18 protein-coding genes are annotated in these 19,991 nt (G+C 64.1%); 12 read left to right on the top strand and 6 right to left on the bottom strand.

Annotated features, from left to right (window positions below; all coding sequences use genetic code 11):
* Positions 1 to 156 precede the first annotated feature (156 nt).
* From JQ580_RS24350 to JQ580_RS24335, 4 genes are all read right to left on the bottom strand, one after another.
* On the bottom strand, positions 157 to 1,185 hold the full coding sequence (locus tag JQ580_RS24350) for an ABC transporter permease (protein ID WP_212282733.1): 1,029 nt from the start codon (positions 1,183 to 1,185) through the stop codon (positions 157 to 159).
* Positions 1,186 to 1,197: 12 nt separating this feature from the next.
* A complete protein-coding gene (locus JQ580_RS24345; RefSeq protein WP_212282732.1) occupies positions 1,198 to 2,700 on the bottom strand; it encodes a sugar ABC transporter ATP-binding protein in 1,503 nt (500 codons plus the stop codon).
* Positions 2,701 to 2,706: 6 nt separating this feature from the next.
* Positions 2,707 to 3,729, bottom strand: a complete 1,023-nt coding sequence (locus JQ580_RS24340; RefSeq protein ID WP_212282731.1) for a sugar ABC transporter substrate-binding protein — start codon at positions 3,727 to 3,729, stop codon at positions 2,707 to 2,709.
* A gap of 140 nt (positions 3,730 to 3,869) precedes the next feature.
* A complete protein-coding gene (locus JQ580_RS24335; protein ID WP_409363228.1) occupies positions 3,870 to 4,268 on the bottom strand; it encodes a globin in 399 nt (132 codons plus the stop codon).
* Between the two features lie 473 nt (positions 4,269 to 4,741).
* Here JQ580_RS24335 and JQ580_RS24330 point away from each other — a divergent pair, with 473 nt between their 5' ends.
* The 10 genes from JQ580_RS24330 (at position 4,742) to JQ580_RS24285 (ending at position 15,573) form a co-directional block, all read left to right on the top strand.
* Positions 4,742 to 5,128, top strand: coding sequence for a DUF2946 family protein (locus JQ580_RS24330; protein WP_249134394.1), 387 nt, complete (start codon positions 4,742 to 4,744; stop codon positions 5,126 to 5,128).
* 342 nt (positions 5,129 to 5,470) lie between these two features.
* Complete coding sequence (locus tag JQ580_RS24325) at positions 5,471 to 7,612, top strand: TonB-dependent receptor family protein (protein WP_212282730.1); 2,142 nt, start codon at positions 5,471 to 5,473, stop codon at positions 7,610 to 7,612.
* A gap of 26 nt (positions 7,613 to 7,638) precedes the next feature.
* Entirely contained in the window at positions 7,639 to 8,850 is a 1,212-nt protein-coding gene (locus JQ580_RS24320) for a sialidase family protein (RefSeq protein ID WP_212282729.1), read from the top strand.
* On the top strand, positions 8,847 to 9,344 hold the full coding sequence (locus JQ580_RS24315) for a TlpA family protein disulfide reductase (protein ID WP_212282845.1): 498 nt from the start codon (positions 8,847 to 8,849) through the stop codon (positions 9,342 to 9,344). The genes JQ580_RS24320 and JQ580_RS24315 overlap by 4 nt, the downstream gene beginning before the upstream one ends.
* A gap of 29 nt (positions 9,345 to 9,373) precedes the next feature.
* On the top strand, positions 9,374 to 9,904 hold the full coding sequence (locus JQ580_RS24310) for a copper chaperone PCu(A)C (protein ID WP_212282728.1): 531 nt from the start codon (positions 9,374 to 9,376) through the stop codon (positions 9,902 to 9,904).
* A 29-nt stretch (positions 9,905 to 9,933) separates the two neighbouring features.
* Entirely contained in the window at positions 9,934 to 10,464 is a 531-nt protein-coding gene (locus JQ580_RS24305; protein ID WP_212282727.1) for a YcnI family copper-binding membrane protein, read from the top strand.
* Positions 10,464 to 12,026, top strand: coding sequence for a copper resistance CopC/CopD family protein (locus JQ580_RS24300; protein ID WP_212282726.1), 1,563 nt, complete (start codon positions 10,464 to 10,466; stop codon positions 12,024 to 12,026). The genes JQ580_RS24305 and JQ580_RS24300 overlap by 1 nt, the downstream gene beginning before the upstream one ends.
* Positions 12,027 to 12,170: 144 nt before the next feature.
* Complete coding sequence (gene proS / locus JQ580_RS24295) at positions 12,171 to 13,490, top strand: proline--tRNA ligase (RefSeq protein WP_212282844.1); 1,320 nt, start codon at positions 12,171 to 12,173, stop codon at positions 13,488 to 13,490.
* Positions 13,491 to 13,580: 90 nt separating this feature from the next.
* Positions 13,581 to 14,861 carry a lipoprotein-releasing ABC transporter permease subunit gene (locus tag JQ580_RS24290; protein ID WP_106952704.1) on the top strand — a complete coding sequence of 427 codons (1,281 nt, stop codon included), beginning with the start codon at positions 13,581 to 13,583 and terminating at the stop codon, positions 14,859 to 14,861.
* Positions 14,862 to 14,868: 7 nt separating this feature from the next.
* The gene (locus JQ580_RS24285; RefSeq protein ID WP_212282725.1) at positions 14,869 to 15,573 is read left to right on the top strand and encodes an ABC transporter ATP-binding protein; all 705 of its coding nucleotides are present in this window, start codon (positions 14,869 to 14,871) and stop codon (positions 15,571 to 15,573) included.
* A 96-nt stretch (positions 15,574 to 15,669) separates the two neighbouring features.
* Here the strand turns inward: JQ580_RS24285 and JQ580_RS24280 are convergent, their stop codons facing one another.
* Positions 15,670 to 16,749 (bottom strand): quinone oxidoreductase family protein, encoded by a 1,080-nt coding sequence (locus JQ580_RS24280; protein WP_212282724.1) that lies wholly within the window; start codon positions 16,747 to 16,749, stop codon positions 15,670 to 15,672.
* A 106-nt stretch (positions 16,750 to 16,855) separates the two neighbouring features.
* Between JQ580_RS24280 and JQ580_RS24275 the strand changes: the two genes are divergently transcribed.
* Together JQ580_RS24275 and JQ580_RS24270 are read left to right on the top strand one after the other, a co-directional pair.
* Positions 16,856 to 17,629: a helix-turn-helix transcriptional regulator gene (locus tag JQ580_RS24275; protein ID WP_212282723.1), complete on the top strand. Its 774-nt coding sequence runs from the start codon at positions 16,856 to 16,858 to the stop codon at positions 17,627 to 17,629.
* A 177-nt stretch (positions 17,630 to 17,806) separates the two neighbouring features.
* Positions 17,807 to 18,610: an outer membrane protein gene (locus JQ580_RS24270; protein ID WP_212282722.1), complete on the top strand. Its 804-nt coding sequence runs from the start codon at positions 17,807 to 17,809 to the stop codon at positions 18,608 to 18,610.
* A 33-nt stretch (positions 18,611 to 18,643) separates the two neighbouring features.
* Here JQ580_RS24270 and JQ580_RS24265 read toward each other — a convergent pair whose 3' ends face one another.
* The gene (locus tag JQ580_RS24265) at positions 18,644 to 19,912 is read right to left on the bottom strand and encodes a COG3904 family protein (RefSeq protein ID WP_212282721.1); all 1,269 of its coding nucleotides are present in this window, start codon (positions 19,910 to 19,912) and stop codon (positions 18,644 to 18,646) included.
* Positions 19,913 to 19,991: the final 79 nt, after the last annotated feature.

Raw genomic sequence — 19,991 nt, 5'->3', positions numbered from 1 at the left:
CGAGATAACAGGGCATCGTGGCTCCCGCATGTGTTTTGCCCGACGGGTCAAATACCCGTTGCGTTCACGCAACTATAGCTCCGAGTAAGTCACTGAAATTTCTCGCAGTTTCTACTGTGCATGGGGTTGTTTTCGCAATTTTCACTTTGGGGCCGTCTACTCCGCCGCCTTTTCCCTCAGCCGCTGCGCATAGACGTTGATGACCAGCGCCGCCAGCAGGATCAGGCCGCGGATCAGGATCTTCAGGAAGCTGTCGATGTTGACGTGGTCGAGGCCGTTGTTGAGGACGCCGAGCACGAAGAGCCCGACGATGGTGTTGCCGATGCCGCCGCGGCCGCCGAACAGGCTGGTGCCGCCCACGACGACGGCGGCGATGGAGTCGAGAAGGTAAGTGTCGAACTCGTTCTGCTGCGCGCTGCCGAAATGGGCGACGCCGAGCATGCCGCCGATGCCCGAGCACACCGCCGAGATCACCATGACGGCACCCAGGATGAGCTTGACGTTGAGGCCGGAATATTCGGCCGCTTCGCGATTTCCCCCGACCATGTAGACGTAGCGGCCGAAGCGCGTGTAGGTCAGCACCAGGTGGCCGCCTAGTAGCATGATGGCCGCGACGATCACGAGCCAGGGGATGCCGCCAATCGAGCCCGAGCCGAGCGTGGTGATCAGGCTCGGCACCTTGTAGGCGATCTGGCCGCGCACCAGCAGTGCCGACACGCCGGCCGCGATCTGCATCATCGCCAGCGTCATGATGAAGGAGGGGATGCCGATCACGGTCAGCCCCAGCGCGTTGACGAGACCCAGCAGGGCGCAGAGCAGGATCGACAGCAGGATCGCGACCGCACCGGGCAGGGGGATGTTGGCGATGTTGACGTAGGAGTCCTGCAGCGTGAAATACGCGACGGCGATGCCGGTGACGTTGGCGATGCTGGCGATCGACAGATCGATCTCCGCGCAGAGGATCACGAAGGTGAGGCCGACGGCGATGATGCCGGTGACCGACACCTGCGTCAGGATGTTGCCGAGATTGTCGAGCGTCGCGAACGAAGGGCTCGCAAGGGCGAAGAAGCCGGACAGGAAGATTAGGGTGAGGAACGGGGCGATGTTGCGCATCTGCGAGCGCAGGAAGGGCGCTAGCCCTCGCGCCCGCTGCCCCGCCGCCAAAGCCGTCTCACTGCTCGCCATGGTGCTTCTCCGTCACGCCGCTTCCAGCAGGCGGTCCTTGCTGACCGGCTCGTTCCTGAATTCCCGCACCAGTGCGCCGCGCTTGAGCACGAGGATGCGGTCGGCCAGCGACAGCACCGTTTCCGGCTCGGTCGACAGCACGATGATGGCGAGCCCCTTGGCGCGGAGGTCGCGGACGATGTTGATGACATCATTCTTGGCGCCGACATCCATGCCGCGGGTCGGCTCGCACAGCACCAGCAGCTTGGGCGGATAGGTCAGCCATTTTGCCAGCGCAACCTTCTGCTGGTTGCCGCCGGAGAGCATGCCGAGGTCGAGGCCGACGACGGGCGGCCTGATCTGCAGCTGCTCGACCTGGCGCTTGGCGATGTCGCGCTCCTGCGCCGGCTTGAGCAGCAGGGACGAGATGCGGTCGAGAATGCTGATCGAGATGTTCTTGTAGACCGGCTCCTGGTGGAACAGCATGTCGCGCCGGCTCTCGGGCACCAGTGCCACCCCGGCGCGGCGCGCCGCCGCGGTGCTGGCAAAGGTCTTCGGCGTTCCCTCGACGGCAAGCGTGCCAGCGTCCGGCTTCAGCTTGCCGAACAGGATGCGCGACAACTCCTGCTGGCCACAGCCCATGAAGCCGTAGATGCCGAGCACCTCGCCGGCGCGGGCTTCGAAGGAAACGTCCTTCAGGCTGCGCGCCAGCGAGAGCTGGTCGACCTTCAGCACCACCGGGCTGTTGCTCGGCGTCGGCAGCATCAGATCGTCGCTGTAGCTGTGCTCGAGCGCTTCGCCGCCGCGACCAATCATGGCCTCGATCAGCGCGCCCTTGTTGGTGGCGGCGCTCGCGGTTTCCGCGACCTTCCGCCCGTTGCGGAACACGGTCACCGTGTCGGAGACGCGCAGGATGTCCTCGATGAAATGCGAGATGAAGACGATGGCCGTGCCTTCTTCGCGCAGCCGCCGCAGCGTCGCGAACAGCCGCTCGACCTCGGGCGGGGAGAGGGCGGAGGTCGGCTCGTCCAGGATGACGATGCGGGCGCCGGAGAACAGTACGCGGGCGATCTCGATCAGCTGCTGCAGGCCGATCGAGAGGTCGCCGAGCCGGCTCATCGGATCGACGTCGAGACCCAGTCGTGCCAGCTGCTCGCCGGCCTCGCGCGCCATCCGCCGCCATTGCACGAGGCCGAGGGCATTGGTCGGCTGGTTGCCGAGGAAAACATTCTCCGCGACCGTGAGGTCGGGCGCGACCGAAAGTTCCTGATGCACCATGGCGATGCCGGCGGCATGTGCATCGCGCGCCGAGCGAAAATGCGTCTCCTGGCCGTCGATCAGGAAGCGGCCGGAGAATTCGGTGTGCACGCCGGCGATGATCTTCATCAGCGTGCTTTTTCCCGCGCCGTTCTCGCCGACGAGACCGTGGATCTCGCCTGCGTGGAGCGCGAAGTCGACACCACGAAGCGCTTCGACTCCGCCGAAGCTCTTCGTGATGCCCTGCAGTTCAAGGATGGGCGAACGATCCTCTCGCATGAAGGCTCAGATCAGGAAGTGATCCTGCATCCACTGCATCCCGGCGGCGTTGGCCTTGGTCACGACCGGGCCGTCGGTGACAACGTTCTTGGGAATGCCCTGGCCGCTCTTCTCGCCGCCGACCACGGCCGAGACGCCCGCAATGATGGCGCCGCCATGGATGCGGCAGGAGGGATTGCGCACGGTCGCGAACATGCGGCCTTCGCTCACCGCCTGGATCGCCGGCGGCATGGCATCGACGCCGCCGATCAGGATGTTGGTGCGGCCGCGCGCCTTCATGATGTTGGCGGCGGCAAGCGCCATGTCGTCATTGTGGAAGAACGCCGCGTCGATCTGCGGGTACTTGGTCAGATAGGTTTCCCAGAGCCGCGCCGTCTTGGAGACGTCCCAATCGGCCGGCTGGGTGTCGAGCACCTCGATGCCGGGGAATTGCTTCACCGTATTGGTGAAGCCTTTTGCCCGTCCTTGCGCGCCGGTGTGCCCGAGCGCGCCCTGCGTCATGATGATCTTGCCTTTGCCGCCCATCGCATTGCACAGCGCCTGCGTCACCGAGGCGCCCATGAACTCGTTGTCGGGGGCGAGGAAGGAGTGGACGTTGATCTGGTCGAGCGGTGCGATCAGCGTGTCCATGTCGATCACGGGCGTGCCGGCGTCGATCATCTTCTGCACGGGCTGGGTGAGGGTGCCGATGCCGAAAGCCTGGATCGCGACGAAGTCCCATTTCTGCGAGGCCATGTTGTCGATCGCGGCGCGCTGCTTCACCGCGTCGAGCTGACCATCGAACCAGGTGACTTCGACATTGAAGAGCTTGCCCCAGAATTCGGCGGCTTGCTTGCCTTGTGCGCACCAGGTGGCCTGGAGGCCCGCATTGGAGAACGCCGCCTTCAGCGGCTTCTCGCTTCGCCCGACCTCGGCGGCCAATGCGGGGTTTATGCCCATGCTGCCGAGCAGGGCAGCTCCGGCGCCGGCGGTCACAGCCGCCTGAAGAAGATCGCGCCTCGTCGTCGAGAAATCTTTCGTCCCGGACATCGCTCGCTCCCATAGATTTTATCGTCGGTGCGTCATTGATTGCGCAACCGATGTCGAAAGTCTCTCACAAGAGTTGACGCCACTCAATCCGCAATCACTCGCTGCGCTCGCGGCAAGCCGCGTTGGTGCAGCGCAAAGCGTCAGGCTGGAGTGCTCGCAAGGGCATCGATGTCGTCGAGCAATGTGTCCCAGGCCTGCGCGATCGCGATGGACCATTCATCGCCGAGCAGATCGCGCAGCGTATCCCTGATGATCGCGAAGAAGGCGATGAACAGCTGGCGCGACGTGCCATAGGCCTCATGCGAGGCAAGCTCGCAGGCAATCAGCCGGAAATGCCCGCGCCGCTCACCGGCGAAATCGAGAATCGCCTCGATCGTCAGTGCGAGCATCGATCCCCTCACGAGGTCGCCGCCTTCCGAGCGGAACATCACCTGCGCTTCGGGATGTTGGTCAAACAGCCGTCGATAGACCAGCGGCGTGAGATCCGCGCAGCGCAAGGCTGCGAGCTCAAAGCTGAGTTCAACCGGATTGAGTGACATTTTCAGCGGCGAAAGTGCCATGCGGACAAAAAAAGAGCGGGGCCCTGGCCCCGCTCGAAAATTGTGTCGACCCTATTATCCCCGATTCTAAGATTTGCTCTTGATTGACGGGGCGACGCTGCGTTTTGCGCGCCAGGGGCTCCTCCCGAGACTTGGACCACCAGACTTCGACCTCGCGGCCAGCCTGAGCAAGAGTGATGCTAGATCAACTTTTCTCACTTGTCATCATTTTCAGCAACGAATGTTCAAAATTCGAGCAATAGACGAAATGATCGGGCTTTGGTCCCCCAAGTATATGACAAATATAAGAAATCTCGGGGTGCTGGATCCTTTGATCTGCCTCAAATGCCGGACGCCATGGCCATAGCCGGATCGTCGAGCCGCTGTTTTCGACAAATTTGCGCTGGGCCAAGAAGCCGGCGGAACTGATCTCGACTTGAGCCCTGCACGGTGTTTAGTTAGCCGGCGAACGAATGGTTCGGCGGATGCACGCGCGGCTACAGAAATTCCTCCCCCTGGTCCTGCTCGCCTTGGCGATGCAGGTGCTGGCGCCGATTGCCGCGTGCTGGGCGACCGGCCGGGCCGTCGCGGATCCGTTGTCTGCGGTCGTCATCTGCCACAGTGCGGGCGAACAGGGCGGCCTCGACGATCGAACCGGCTCCCCGACCGCGCATGCGGGCGCGTGCGCCCTGTGTTGCCTGGCCCAGGCGGGCGCCTCGCTCGATTCGCCGACGCATGCGGGACTCTCGATTCCGTTCCGCCATGCCGAGCGCGTGGTGTGGCAGCCGGCGGATGCGTCGGCCATCGCTGCTCCCAAGGGATCGCGTGCGCAGGCGCGGGCCCCACCTCAATTTTCCTGACGTCACGACAACCAAGCCGTTGGTGCGCGCCATTGTCGTGCCGACGCGCGCTTCATGGACCGGCCGCAGTGCCGGATGTCAGGAATTCAAGAGATGTTGCGCATACGTGCGATGGGGCGCGCCGGCTTGCCCCTGTTTTTCGGGCTGGTGTCCCCAATCGGTTCAGACGCTCTCGCCCAGGCCTCCCCGGAATCGATTCCCGCGGTGACAATCGAGGCGCCCAGGGCGTCCCGTCCCCAGCCAGTCATCCGTCCATCGCGGCAACGCTCCGCTTCGGCGGCGCGGGCAGCGAGGCCGGTCGCGCCGATTGCGACCGATGGTGCCCAGGGACAAAACAACACGATGTCCGCCGGGGCGGCGCGGGCCGGTCTCAATCAGGCGCCGGCCGGCCAGACCGCGACCACCATCGATCGTAGCCAGTTCGACAACCGTCCTGCGTTCTCGGTCGGCGACGTCTTGCGCGACAGCCCGGGCATCTCGATCAAGCAGGGCAACGGTCCCCGCGACTTCGGCATCTCGATTCGCGGATCCAACGCCCGGAATGGTTTCGCCATCCGCAATCTCGTGATCTTCGACGACGGCTTTCCGGTGACGCAGCCGGACGGCCTGTCGCGCAGCGACCTGATCGATCCCCACGCCTATAGTGCGATCGACGTGATCCGCGGCCCCTCGTCGGCGCTGTACGGCAATTATGCGACCGGCGGCGCGCTCAATTTCCGCACACGGCCGGGCGGCACGATCGACGGCGTCGAATATGGCGTTGACGGCGGCAGTTATGGCTACCTCAACAATTACCTGGCGGCGGGCAAAAAGATCGGGAATTTCGAGGCCTCGCTGTTCGCGAGCGACACACGGGGCGACGGCTATATCGGCAACAGCTGGTTCAACACGCAGACCGTCAACTTCCTCGGCACACTCAAGGCGACGCCGGACGACCGTTTCTCGGTCAAGATCATCAACAACGACCTCAGCGCGCGGCTGCCGATCCGACAGTCGCTGAATCAGTTCTACACCAATCCTTTCCAGCAGGGCTGTACGACCGGCTCGGGGACGGCCGGATGTTCCACCGTGTCTCTTTTCAACAACGGCTTCAACGGCGGCAGGGACACCGAGACGGCCACACAAGCCGGACTCGGGCGAAACGATCGCCGAACCATCGTCGGCGGCCGGTGGGAACACGACTTCGACAACACCATGACCTGGCGCAACCAGTTCGTGTTCGACGACCGGAACATCAGTCAGCCCACCGGTCAGACCAGCGCGATCGGCGATTTTCCATCGTATAATTACACGAGCGATCTCACCAAGCGCGGAGAGATATTAGGTCTGGAGTCCACCGCGTTCTTCGGCGCCTTCTACAACACCCTGACGGCGTCGAGCGACACGCGAAACGTGATGCCCGGAGGCAACGCGACGCTCGGCAGGCTGTCGAGCAACCTCTATAGCGACACGACCAATTATGGTGTGCGCGTGAGGGAGGAGATCAAGCTTACATCGGCATTAACGGCGGTTGCCGGTATCGGCTGGGAGACGACCCTGCTGAAAGGCGTCAACACGGCGTATGCCTATGCCGGCCCCAGCGGCATCACGACAACGACACTGACGACGGCCGACCGGCAGTTTCAAAATGCGGCGCCGGAACTGGCGCTGCTCTACAATCCCAGCAACGATTGGCTTTTCCGCGGACGAGTCGCCACGGGATATGGCACCCCGCAGGTTTCGAACCTCTTTGTCCTTCCGACCGGCTTGTCGGGCAATAACACCCAGCTCCAGGTCCAGAAGAATCTGGGCTACGACCTCGGTTTCGACTGGACTCCCGACACCACGCTCAAGCTGAGCGCGACCGCCTTCTACGAATTCTTCCGCAACGAGATCGTCAGTCAGGCGACCCCGATTGCCGGCGTCTCCTATACGTTCAATGCGCCGCGCTCGGAACACCGCGGCCTCGAGCTTGCCGCCGACTGGAAGTTCTATCCGGGCTGGCGGTTTGTAGCGGCGTACACCTATCTGGACGAAGTCTACACCGAGTATGTGGAGAGCATCACCAACGGTGCCGTTTTCAGCTTCAACCGTGCCGGTAACAAGATTCCCGGCGTCTCATCGAACGAACTGACGGCCCGACTTGGTTACGACGAATTCGCCGGGCCACTGACCGGCCTCGGAGGTTTCGTCGAGGTCCAGTGGAAGGATTCCTTCTACATGGACAATGCAAATCTGTTGAAAGCGCCGGGCTACGAGCTGGTTAACCTGAACGTCCACTACAAGACCGATCTGCCGTCCGACACGTTCAGATCCCTGAACCTGTTTCTCGAAGTCAGGAACGTGTTCGACCGTACCTACGTCGCCTCGGCCAACAACATCGCCAATACGGTGACGGGGGCGGGCCTTCAGAATTCTGCGAGCGTGCTGGCAAACACGACGGGGTCGATCTATGCCGGCTCGCCGCGCACATTCGTTGCGGGTATGAAGGTGGCCTTCAAATGATCCGGGGTTCTCGAAGGGAGCGGGGCATGATCCGAACTGGCCTGCTTGGAATGGTCGCCTGCGTGCTCCTGCAAAGTGCGGCGCTCGCACAGATGCGCGCCCCGCAGGTGTCCGAAGCTGCGTGCGAGGAGCCGACGCTGCGCTGTGCCACCAAGGCGACGCCTGCCTTCGGCCCGGACGGCACGCTGTGGCTGGTCTGGATGGCCGGAGGGCGGGTCTCGGTCGCAAGTTCGCAGGATGCCGGTCGCAGCTTTTCGGTGCCCACCCAGGTCACGACGACGCGGCTGAACCTCGATTGGGGACCGGACGCACGGCCTAAGATCGTCGTCGACCGCAAGGGCGGCATCGCGCTCGCGTTCTCGACCTTCAGGGACGAGGCCTTCAACGGTCAGGTGCTCTATACGCGCTCGATCGATGGCGGGAAGAGCTTTGCCGAATTGAAGCCCATCACGGCCAACAACGAGAGCCAGCGGTTCGAGGCGTTGGCGCTCGATCAGGATGGAACGGTGTTTGCGGCGTGGCTGGACAAGCGCAATCGCATCCTTGCGAAGGAGGCGGGACAAAAATACGAGGGAGCCGGGCTGTTCTTCACCTCGTCCGACGACGGCGGCACCACCTACGCGGAAGCAAAGCTGGCGCGTGAGGGCACCTGCGAGTGCTGTCGGCTGGGGCTGGCATTCGCCGCGCCCGGACGGCCTGTCGTGATCTTCAGGAACATTTTCGAAGGCGGCGTCCGTGACCACGCGGTCATGACCTTTGCGGACGTCGCGACTCCGGGTGAGGTCCGCCGGATCAGCGTTGACGACTGGCAGATCAATGCCTGTCCGCATCACGGACCGAGCCTCACCGTCGCGCCGAACGGGACCTATCACGTCGCCTGGTACACCAATGGCAAGGCGCGGAAAGGATTGTTCTACGCGCACTCTCGCGATGAAGGCCGCACCTTTTCCGCGCCCATGGCGCTGGGTCAGCCGGGCCGTAACCCGACGCGGCCCTTCGTGCTGGCAGGTCCCGCCGGAATGATGATGGTCTGGAAGGAGTTCGACGGCGAGAAGACCTCGGTCCAGATGACGGTCTCCCGCGACGATGGCGAGACATGGTTGCCGCCGAAGACGATAGCAAGCACGAGCGACACGTCCGATCATCCCTTGCTCGTGTCCAACGGCAAGCAGACCTATTTGTCGTGGATGACGAAGGCGGATGGTTATCGCCTCACAGCCATCGAGGACCAGCCATGAGATTTCGATTTGCAGGCATCGTGAGTCTGGGCGTTCTTATCGCATCTTCCGCTGCGTTCGGCACGTCTCCCGCCCTGAAGCCGTTCGAACGCGGAACCTGGCAAAGCGTCCTTCGGGGACACGCCGGCCGCCCCGTGCTCGTGCATTTCTGGGGTGTGACCTGTGGCCCCTGCAAGGTCGAGCTGCCGCTGCTCGGGCAATTTGCCAAGGATCATCCTGACGTCGATGTCGTCACGGTCAGCGCCGATCTGGTGCCTAACCTGCCAGCCGCGACGCAATCCATGCTCGACAAGGCGGGATTGTCGTCGACCGAGAACTTCATCTTCAACGACGGCTTCGTCGAGCGCTTGCGGTTCGAGATCGATCCAGCCTGGCAGGGCGACATCCCCCGCACCATGCTCATCACGCGGGACGGCACCATTACTACAATCGAAGGCTCTGCTGAAATCGCCGATCTGGAAAAATGGTCGGCGCAACAACTCTCCAAACACTGAAGTCCGGATCTGCAAAGGGAACATCGAAAATGAAGACGATCTCGAAAAACGTGCTGCTCGCTGCGTTCGCTCTCGCGATCTTCGCAGCACCCGCTCTCGCCGACGACGTCAAGGCCGGCGATCTCGTCATCTCGCAGCCGTGGAGCCGTGCAACACCGGGCGGAGCAAAGGTCGCCGGCGGCTATCTGACCATCGTGAACAAGGGAGCGGCGCCGGACAGGCTGATCAGCGTGTCCGCCGATATCGCGGGGAAGAGCGAGATCCACGAGATGGCCGTCGAGAATGGCGTGATGAAGATGCGCCCGCTCGATAAGGGACTCGCGATCGATCCCGGCAAGACCGTGAAGTTCGCACCCGGCGGCTATCATTTGATGCTCCAGGAGCTCAAGGGTCCGTTCAAACAGGGCGACAAGGTGCCGGTCACTCTGCAATTCGAGAAAGCCGGCAAGGTTGCCGTCTCCCTCGATGTCCAGGGCGTCGGCGCGCAGGCCCCCGGCGATGCAGGGCATTCCGGTCACATGGACATGAAGCCGGATCATTCGGGAATGAAAATGAAATGAGATTGATCCGGACTCTCGGGAGACCTGACATGTCGAAGCAATCCTGCCTGATCCTGGTTGCCGCGCTCGTCGCCTCGCCGGCGGCGGCGCACGTCTCGATCGAGACCAAGCAAGCCACGGTCGGGACGCCCTACAAGGCCGTCTTCACCGTGCCGCATGGCTGCGCGGGCTCGCCGACGGTGAAGATCCGGGTGCAGATTCCGGAAGGAGTCATCGCGGTGAAGCCGATGCCGAAGGCCGGCTGGACCATCGATGTCGTCGAGGGCAAATATGCCGGTCAGTACGACTACCACGGCAACAAGCTCTCCTCCGGCGTCAAGGAGGTGGCGTGGTCCGGCGGCAAGCTGGCCGACAAGAACTATGACGAGTTTGTCCTCAGCACGTTCCTGACCGACAGCCTGAAGCCGAACACGACCCTGTACTTCCCCGTCGTTCAGGAATGCGAGTCCGGCGTCAGCCGCTGGATTGAAATTCCTGCGGCCGGGGCAGGCCATTCGCATGAGGGCAAGTCCGAGGGCAAGTCGCCGGCGCCGGGCGTGAAACTATTGCCCAAACCCTGATGCGCCTCTTCGCCGCGCTCGCGACGCTGCTCCTCGTTGCCGGCTTTGCAAGCGGTGCGTCGGCGCACGCGGCACTGGTCTCGGTCGAGCCGGCGAGCGGCAGTATGCTCGCGACCGCGCCCAAGGCGGTGGAGCTGCGTTTCAGCGAGACGGTGACGCCGGGCGCGATCCGGCTGATCGATGGTGCGGGCAGGGCGCGGGACGATGCGCGTTTCGGGGTAGCGGGCGAGACGATTTCGATCATGATGCCTGCGGACCTGCCTGAAGGGACTGTAGTCGTCAGCTACCGGGTGATCTCGCAGGACGGCCATCCTGTCACGGGATCGGTGATCTTCTCGGTCGGCACGCCGTCGGCGACGAAGCCCGCCGCGGGCGCGGAAACCGGGTTGAACGCGCTGGTCTGGCTGACGCGCGTCGGTCTCTACGTCGGGTTGTTCATCGGCGTCGGCGGCGTGTTCTTCGCGCGCTGGGTGGCGTGGTCGATGGCCGGCATGGCAGTCCCGCGCATGGCGCTCGCCATCGGTCTTGCGAGCGCGGTGGCGTCCGTCGGCGCGTTGGGGCTCGATCTTCTCGGGCTGCCACCCTCTGCCCTCGCGACCGCTGGTCCCTGGAAGGTCGCCTTTGCGACCAGCGCCGGCCCTGCCTTGCTGGTTGCCTTCGCAGCGATGCTGCTTGCGTGGCTGGCGCTACGCAGCGCATGGTCTGCGCGCGCTCTTACGATGATCGCGCTCATCGGCGTCGGTCTGTCGCTTGCGATGACCGGGCACGCCGCTACGGCACCGCCCGAGGTGCTGACGCGGCCGGCGATCTTTCTCCATGGCCTCGGCGTTGCCTTCTGGATCGGCGCGCTGGCCCCGCTCGTGGCGCTGGTGTCGAAGCCGACAATGGCGACGCTCCTGATTGTGAACCGCTTTTCCCGTCTTGCTGCGCTCGCGGTGGGCGTGCTGGCTTTGACCGGCCTCGCACTCGCGATCGTTCAGCTCGAAAAGCCGGAAGCGTTGGTCGGCACCCGCTACGGGCTGATCCTTTCGACCAAGCTCGTTCTGGTCACGGGGTTGCTGGCGCTGGCCGCGCTCAATCGGTTCCGGCTGGCGCCGGCTCTGGCCCGGAACGAGACAGGGCCGCCCGCGCTCAGGCGCTCGATCCTGCTGGAAGGTGCGATTGCTCTCGCCATTTTGGCCGTGGTCGCCGGCTGGCGCTTCACGCCGCCGCCGCGCACCATCGTTCCGGAAACGCCTTTGGCGATCCACATCCATAGCGACAAGGCAATGTTCCAGGTGCTGGTTTCGCCCGGCAAGCCGGGAGCCAATGATGTCGTGCTTCAACTGATGACCGGCGAGGCGACGCCGCTGGCGGCCAAGGAGGCGAGCTTGACGCTAGGCTTGCCCGAGCGTGGCATCGAGCCGATGGGGCGGAAGGCCTCGCTGGAGCCCGACGGCTACTGGCACGTGCGCCAGGTGGAGCTTCCGTTCGCCGGCCGCTGGCATATGCGGATCGACGCCCTGGTGACCGACTTCGAGCAGATCACGCTCGAAGACGAACTCGACGTCACGGAGCGTTAAAGCGCAGCTCAGGAAGAACCTGAAGTCCGACGGCAAAATGACAGGAATCCCGTTGCGTTAGCGGCTTTTCCTCATTCCCGGTCTTGTGTTTTTGCTCTTAATCCGGTTTCACTGCAACCCACCACTGATTCCCAGAGTATGACCATGCGGTTGTCGCGGTTCTTTCTGCCCATCCTGAAGGAAAATCCGAAAGAGGCGGAGATCGTCTCGCATCGGCTGATGCTGCGCGCCGGCATGATCCGGCAGGAGGCCGCCGGCATCTACGCCTGGCTGCCGCTTGGCTTCCGCGTGCTGAAGAAGATCGAGCAGATCGTCCGCGAGGAGCAGGACCGCGCCGGTGCGCTGGAACTGCTGATGCCGACGCTGCAACTCGCCGACCTCTGGCGCGAGAGCGGCCGCTACGACGCCTATGGCCCGGAGATGCTGCGCATCGCCGACCGCCATAAGCGCGAGCTCCTGTACGGGCCGACCAACGAGGAAATGATCACCGAGATCTTCCGGGCCTATGTGAAGTCTTACAAGAGCCTGCCGTTGAATCTCTATCACATTCAATGGAAATTCCGCGACGAGCAGCGTCCGCGTTTCGGCGTGATGCGCGGCCGCGAGTTCCTGATGAAGGACGCCTATTCGTTCAACCTCAACGAGGCCGCAGCGCGCGTCGCCTACAACAAGATGTTCGTCGCTTATCTGCGCACCTTCGCGCGGATGGGGCTGAAAGCGATTCCGATGCGCGCCGAGACCGGCCCGATCGGCGGCGATCTCAGCCACGAGTTCATCGTGCTGGCGGAGACCGGCGAGTCCGGCGTGTTCATCAATCGCGACGTGCTGGACCTGCCGGTGCCGGGCGAGGATGTCGATTACGAGAGCGACCTGACGCCCATCATCAAGCAGTGGACCTCGGTCTACGCGGCGACGGAGGACGTTCACGACGCCGCGCGTTTCGAGCAGGAAGTGCCCGCGGACAAGCGGGTGAACACCCGCGGCATCGAGGTCGGGCAGATCTTCTATTTCGGCACCAAATATTCCGACGCCATGAAAGCCCTGGTGGCAGGCCCCGACGGCGTCGATGTGCCGATCCATGGCGGCTCCTACGGCGTCGGCGTCTCGCGGCTGTTGGGTGCCATCATCGAAGCCTGCCATGACGATGCCGGCATCAAATGGCCGGAGGCGGTGGCGCCGTTCCGCGTGTCGATCCTCAACCTCAAGCAGGGCGATGCGGCCGTCGATGCGGCCTGCGAGAAGCTTTACGCCGAGCTCACGGCCAAGGGGGTCGATGTGCTCTATGACGACACTGACCAGCGCGCCGGCGCCAAGTTTGCCGCCGCCGACCTGATCGGCATCCCCTGGCAGATCATGATCGGGCCGAAGGGCCTCGCCGATGGCAAGGTCGAGATCAAGCGGCGCAGTGACGGCTCCCGCGAGACCATGTCGCCTGCGGACGCGGTTGCAAGACTTGTCGGCTGATAAGGCCGATCCGCTGAATATTGTTCATCGCCCGAGATCGCGGCCGCCAATCCGGCCACAATTGACCCCGAATCATGGGATTATCGAGCGATGGATGAGACCATGACAGAAACCGTGCAAACCGCGCCTTTCGCGCCATTCGAGTGGATGCTGTCGGCGCGCTATTTGCGGGCGCGCCGCAAGGAAGGGTTCATCTCGGTCATCGCCGGGTTCTCCTTCCTCGGCATCATGCTGGGCGTGGCGACGCTGATTATCGTCATGGCCGTGATGAACGGCTTCCGCAAAGAGCTGCTCGACAAGATCCTGGGGCTCAACGGGCACATCCTGGTCCAGCCTCTGGAATCGCCGCTGACGGACTGGAAGGACGTCGCCGACCGTCTCAGCCAGGTCAAAGGCATCCGGCTCGCCGCGCCCGTCGTGGACGGCCAGGCGCTGGCGTCCTCGCCGTGGAACGCTTCGGGCGTGCTGGTGCGCGGCATCCGCTCCGACGACCTCAACAACCTCACCTCGATCGCCAAGAACATCAAGCAGGGCTCGCTCGAGGGCTTCGACGAGGGGCAGGGCGTTGCGATCGGCCGGCGCCTCGCCGACCAGCTGTCGCTGCACGCCGGCGACAGCATCACGCTGGTGGCCCCGAAAGGCGCGGTCACGCCGATGGGCACGACGCCGCGCATCAAACCGTACAAGATCGTCGCCGTGTTCGAGATCGGCATGTCCGAATACGATCTCGGCTTCGTGTTCATGCCGCTCGCGGAAGCGCAGGCCTATTTCAACCGCAGCAACGACGTCACCTCGATCGAGGTGTTCACCACCAATCCCGACCAGATTGTCGCCTTCCGCCAGGCCGTGACGGAGGCTGCGGGGCGGCCGGTGTTCCTGGTGGATTGGCGGCAGCGCAATTCGACGTTCTTCAACGCGCTCCAGGTCGAGCGCAACGTGATGTTCCTGATCCTGACCATGATCGTGCTGGTCGCGGCGCTAAACATCGTTTCCGGCCTGATCATGCTGGTGAAGGACAAGGGCAGCGACATCGCGATCCTGCGCACGATGGGGGCCTCGCAGGGCTCGATCATGCGCATCTTCCTGATCACGGGCGCCTCTATCGGCGTTGTCGGCACGCTGGTCGGCTTCGTCGTCGGCTTGGTGATCTGCCTCAATATCGAATCGATCCGGCAATTCCTGTCCTGGCTGACATCGACCGAGCTGTTCTCGCCGGAGCTCTATTTCCTGTCCAAACTGCCCGCCGAGATCGACGTCGGCGAGACCACGGCCGTCGTCATCATGGCGCTGACGCTGTCGTTCCTGGCGACGCTGTACCCGTCGTGGCGTGCCGCGCGCCTCGATCCCGTCGAAGCGCTGCGGTACGAGTGAGGGGTTGATGGAGCAGCAGCAGGGGGCGGAAGACGTACCGGTCATTTATCTCCACGAGATAAAGCGGCAGTACTTGCAGGGCGAGGTGCCGCTGACGATCCTGGACGGCGCCAAGCTCGCGCTGTGGGCCGGACAGTCGGTGGCGCTGGTGGCGCCGTCGGGCTCGGGCAAATCGACGCTGCTGCACATCGCGGGGCTGTTGGAAGCGCCCGATTCCGGCGAGGTCTATGTCTCGGGAGCGCCGACCTCGCAGCTGCCGGACATCGAGCGCACCCAGCTTCGCCGCACCGACATCGGCTTCGTCTACCAGTCGCACCGGCTGTTGCCGGAATTCTCGGCGCTGGAGAACGTGATGATGCCGCAGATGATCCGCGGCCTGAAGAAATCCGAGAGCGTCAAGCGCGCCAAGGAGATCCTGGGCTATCTCGGCCTCGGCGACCGCATCACCCATCGCCCGGCCGAGTTGTCCGGCGGCGAGCAGCAGCGCGTCGCGATCGCGCGCGGGGTGGCCAACGCGCCGCGGGTGCTGTTTGCGGACGAGCCGACCGGAAACCTCGATCCGCACACGGCGGATCACGTGTTCCAGGCGCTGATGCAGCTGGTCAAGGCGACCTCGGTCTCGATGCTGATCGCAACCCACAACATGGAGCTGGCCGGCCGCATGGACCGGCGGGTCTCGCTCTCGAACGGCCAGGTCATCGAGCTCGAATAGTCAATTTTGCGAAAACAACCCCATGCACAGTAGCCAAGTGCCTGGCCGGACTGATGAAAAAAATCGGCGACGGCGCTCGGCCGCCGCCTCCGGGCCTCAAGGCCTGATCACGGTCATCTTGAACGGGCCGGCATTGGCTGCGGCATGCGCCACGGCGTCGTTGGCATGGTCGAGGTCGAACGCCGTGGTCTGATACTCTTCCAGCCTGAGCAGCCCCGCACGTACCAGCGCGATCAGCCGGCTCGCGGCGTCCGGCGGGTACATCCAGACGCCGTGGATGCTGATGCAGTTGCGCATGATCCAGGGATAGGGGAGTTCGAGGCCCGCGCCACCGGCCATGCCGACACCGCCCATTAGCGCGACGCGGCCGTAGGGCCGCACCGTCATGATCGCTGCACGTACGACGGTCGGGCTAACCGAGGGCGGCATGATGTCGAGCACGCAATCGATCGGCCCGGGCGCCGCGCGCTTCATCGCCTCGCGGTCGTGATCTTCGTCGCCGGTAAGCTTGACCGGTTGCACGCGGCTGCCGAAGCGCCGGACGAGGTCAGCCAGAATCGTCTCGTTGCGGCCGGGCGTGACCACGCTGGCCGCGCCCATCGCGAGCGCGATCGAGACGGCAGCGCTGCCGAAATTGCCGGTGGCCCCGCTCACCAACACGGTCTCGCCCGGCTGAAGGTTGGCGGCAAGAAAGCCGCCATAGGGCACCAGCAGCGTGCCCAGCGCGCACCATCGCGTCGCTTCCTCGGACGTGATCGCGCCGAGCCGTTTGACGTTCTCGGTCGGCACCATCATCTGCTCGGCGAAGGAGCCGTGGCGAAAATGTTTCTGCAGAAGCATGCCGCCGGGCCCGGCAGCGGTGAGCCCTTGCAGGGCAATGTCGGGCGCTACGATGTCGTCGCGCGAGCGCACCGTCGGATCGCAGAACACCCAGTCGCCGACCGCAAGCCTGGTTGCGTCCGGACCGATCGCGCGCACCCGGCCGATGCCGCCGGGTCCCGGGATGATCGGGAGGTCGAGCGCATAGTTGCGCTCGCCGCTGAAGACCTCGTTCATATAGGACAGCACGCGGGTTGCGACGATATCGACGCTGACCTCGCCCGTGCCGATGATCGGGTCTGGCACGTCGTCGATCGACAGCGCCGATCCGAATGATTTGATTACGGCAGCTTTCATGTGTTCACCTCAAGGTCGGGTGAGCCGATATGAGCCGTCTTGGCGCGGCTGGGAAGGCCTGGTATTATCCTAGTATTCCCAAGGCCCTCCATCCGTGAGCGACATCATGGCCGATCCCCGCCGCGTTGAATTCGGCGACTTCCTGAGGTCCCGGCGCGAAAAGCTGTCTCCGAAGACCGTTGGCCTTCCGATCGGGGGGCGCCGGCGCACCGCGGGGCTGCGCCGCGAGGAGGTCGCGCAACTCGCTGGCATCGGCGTCGACTGGTACATCCGCCTCGAGCAGGGCCGCACGGTGAGCCCCTCGGTGACCACCGTCGATGCGCTGGCCCGCGCGCTGCGCCTCAGCAAGACCGAGCACGCGCACCTGAAGGCGCTGGCGCGCGACGGTGACAGGCGCGTGTTCACCCGCGAGACCGTGCCGCCGCCGATCCAGCGGCTGGTCGAGAGCTTGCCACATCCGGCCTACATCACCGGGCGGCGCTGGGACGTGCTGGCCTGGAACGCGGCCGCGGAGCAGGTCTTCGCGTTCGGGCGCCTGCCGGAGGCGGATCGCAACACGATGCTGCTGATGATGACCAACAAGCAGACGCGCAAGGCTTACGGAGCGGGCTGGGCGGACGTCGCCAAGCGCATGGTCGCGATGTTTCGCGCCACTCACGATGTCTGGGCCGGCGATCCCGCCTTTGCGGAATTGCTGTCGCGGTTGCGGCAGGGCAGCCCGGAATTCGTCAAATGGTGGGAAGCCCATGAGGTCCGCGGCACGTCTTCGGGCCTCAAGACGATGTCGCACCCAACCCTCGGCGTGCTGCATTTCGAGCACACCAGCTTCCAGGCCAACGACGATCCTGCGCTGAAGCTGGTGATTTACACGCCGGTGTAGAACGGAGCCTTCCCGTGAAGCGTCGCGCGGACGCATCATGCTTTGCTCCGCAGGTCGCCATCGTCCTGCTTTGGTCGTCCTTGTCCAAGACGCCGCCGGCGCCCCCGTCGCATCAATGACCTCAGGATTCGCGTGACAGATCGTCATGCGGCTTTGGGGAACGTCGTGAAGATGCTGATGAGATATGTTGCCGCCGCAGCCGCACTTTCTGCGGCGCCGGCGTATGCGGAAGAGGCACCTGCTCACAACTGGACCGGCGTTTACATCGGTGCAAACATCGGTGGAGGCTGGGCAAGCAACGGCGTCCGCTATGCGCCGAACGATCCTCAGGCCTCCAATCTCTTCTTCTCGGGCGGGAAGCCGCCTCCGGCCTCGTTCGATCTTTCGGGCGTCCTGGGTGGCGTGCAGCTTGGCTACAATCATCAATTAGGCCGCGCCTGGCTCATCGGCCTCGAAGCAGATTTCGACGGCTCGGGCGTGAGCGGCTCCGGCTCCACCAGCGGGGTCTTTGCTCCCTATTACACAGCTCCCTTCAACGCCCCGGTTCAGCAACGGATCGACTGGTTCGGAACGGTGAGGGCCCGGCTGGGCTTTCTGCCGACGAGCAATCTCCTGGCCTACGGCACCGCGGGATTTGCCTATGGCCGTGTCGGCCAGAGCGGAAGCTGGGACACGAACACGCCGTTCTCCTTCGGCGGCGGTGCCTACACGGTCAACTGCGCAGGCGCCACGCCATCGTGCTTTGCCGGATCATCGAGCAGCGTCGCCACCGGCTGGACCGCCGGCGGCGGGCTCGAATATGCGTTTCTGCAGAACTGGAGGCTGAGGGCCGAATACCTTCACGTCAGCCTGGCTGGCGGCTCGGCGACCGAGGTCGTGCGAGCGGACACATTCGGTGCCTTGCCCTCGTCGTTCAACGCGGCGTTCGGCCGCGTCAGTCTCAACACCGCGCGCATCGGGCTGAGCTATCAATTCCGATAGGGGATGCTCCGATGGTGCGGGACGCGCCGGCGTTTACGGCGACACCTGTGACGCCGGTTTGGTCGAAAAGCCATTGACGTACGGCACCGGGATTGCCGGCCATGGGCTCTTCGCAGCGGCCGCTGCCGGCGGGCACGATGCGCCGAGTTGCGCCCACACCGAGACCAGGCCGGTCATGTCGAGCTCGAAGCTGGCTGTGTCCGCCTTGCCATCCTGCATCGGCCTGCTTTCGCGGACCTGCAGCGTGCGAGACGCCAGCATGGTCGTGACCATGGCAGGATCAACGGCACCGCTCCACATCTCATATTTGCCGGCCCGCACCGGGGTCCCTCCTGCTTCCCTGGTCCGATCAGCGGCCGCCGTCATCAGGACCGTGCTCTTCCCGACGGTGGCCTCGTCGATCTCGCCGGCGAACATCAGCGGCACGCGCTTCTTGCTTTCGCAGTAGAGGCGCCATTCCATGGTCCGGAACGACGCGTCGGTTTCCTTCTTCACAGCTGCGAGCTTGCTGATGAACGGCGGGGTGCCCTTGTCCAGCCGCCACATCGTCTCGGCCAGCGGTCGCGTGTCTATGCCGAACCGATAGAGTTCGGTCCGCGTCAACACGTGCAGGTTTTCAAATTTTACGGTGCGGATCAGCGCATCGAGCTCGCGGCTGATTCCCATCCCCGCAATGAAAGCGGCGCGATCGCGGTCGGCGCCGGCGAAGCGGCGACGCCGCGCTTCGGCAACCACCTCGGGAGGCGGATTGCCCCGAAACTTGAGGATCAGCCTGGAACTATGGACTGCCAGTGCCGCATCGGGCGCTACCTCGCGAGAGGTCGCTCCGAGAAAAAGGTAGCCGCAGGCCGAATTGCACATCGCATGATAAGTGGTGAGTTCGGCCTCGACCTCGCCGTTGCCGTTCTTGATCTTCAGGCAGGCAGCGTCCACCTGCGTGTCCCCGGCGCATGCCCTCACGATCGTCCGGCCAACTCGCGCAATCGCCTTGCGGCTGCGCAGAAGCCGGGCGATCGCATACGATTGCTCCACGTTTCCACCGGGCGAGTGCAGGTAGATCGGACGCTGCAGGTCCTTGACGCCGGCGAGAAAGCGGCGAATGCGGGACGCTGCGTCCTGATCGATCTGGCCCTCGATCGCAATCCAGCGGTCGCAACCCGGCCCGCACGCGTCGGGTGCGCCTTTGGCGAGATAGATCGTCAGCCTGGGGCCAAATCCGGCTTTCTCGGCCGACGTACCTTCGGCACGCAATGCACCCGGACTTAACAGGCAGGAAAGGAGAAGCAGGACTCTGACGAGCATCGAGCGAAGACCGGGCGGCGACTATCGAGCTGACGCTACACGACCATCTCCCCGCGCACAACTTGCGGTGGCGCATCGG

The sequence above is a fragment of the Bradyrhizobium sp. SZCCT0148 genome (assembly GCF_018129985.1).
Taxonomy (GTDB): Bacteria; Pseudomonadota; Alphaproteobacteria; order Rhizobiales; family Xanthobacteraceae; genus Bradyrhizobium; species Bradyrhizobium japonicum_H.
Note: the sequence above shows the minus strand (reverse complement) of the source record. Positions and strands in the feature narration are given on the sequence as shown.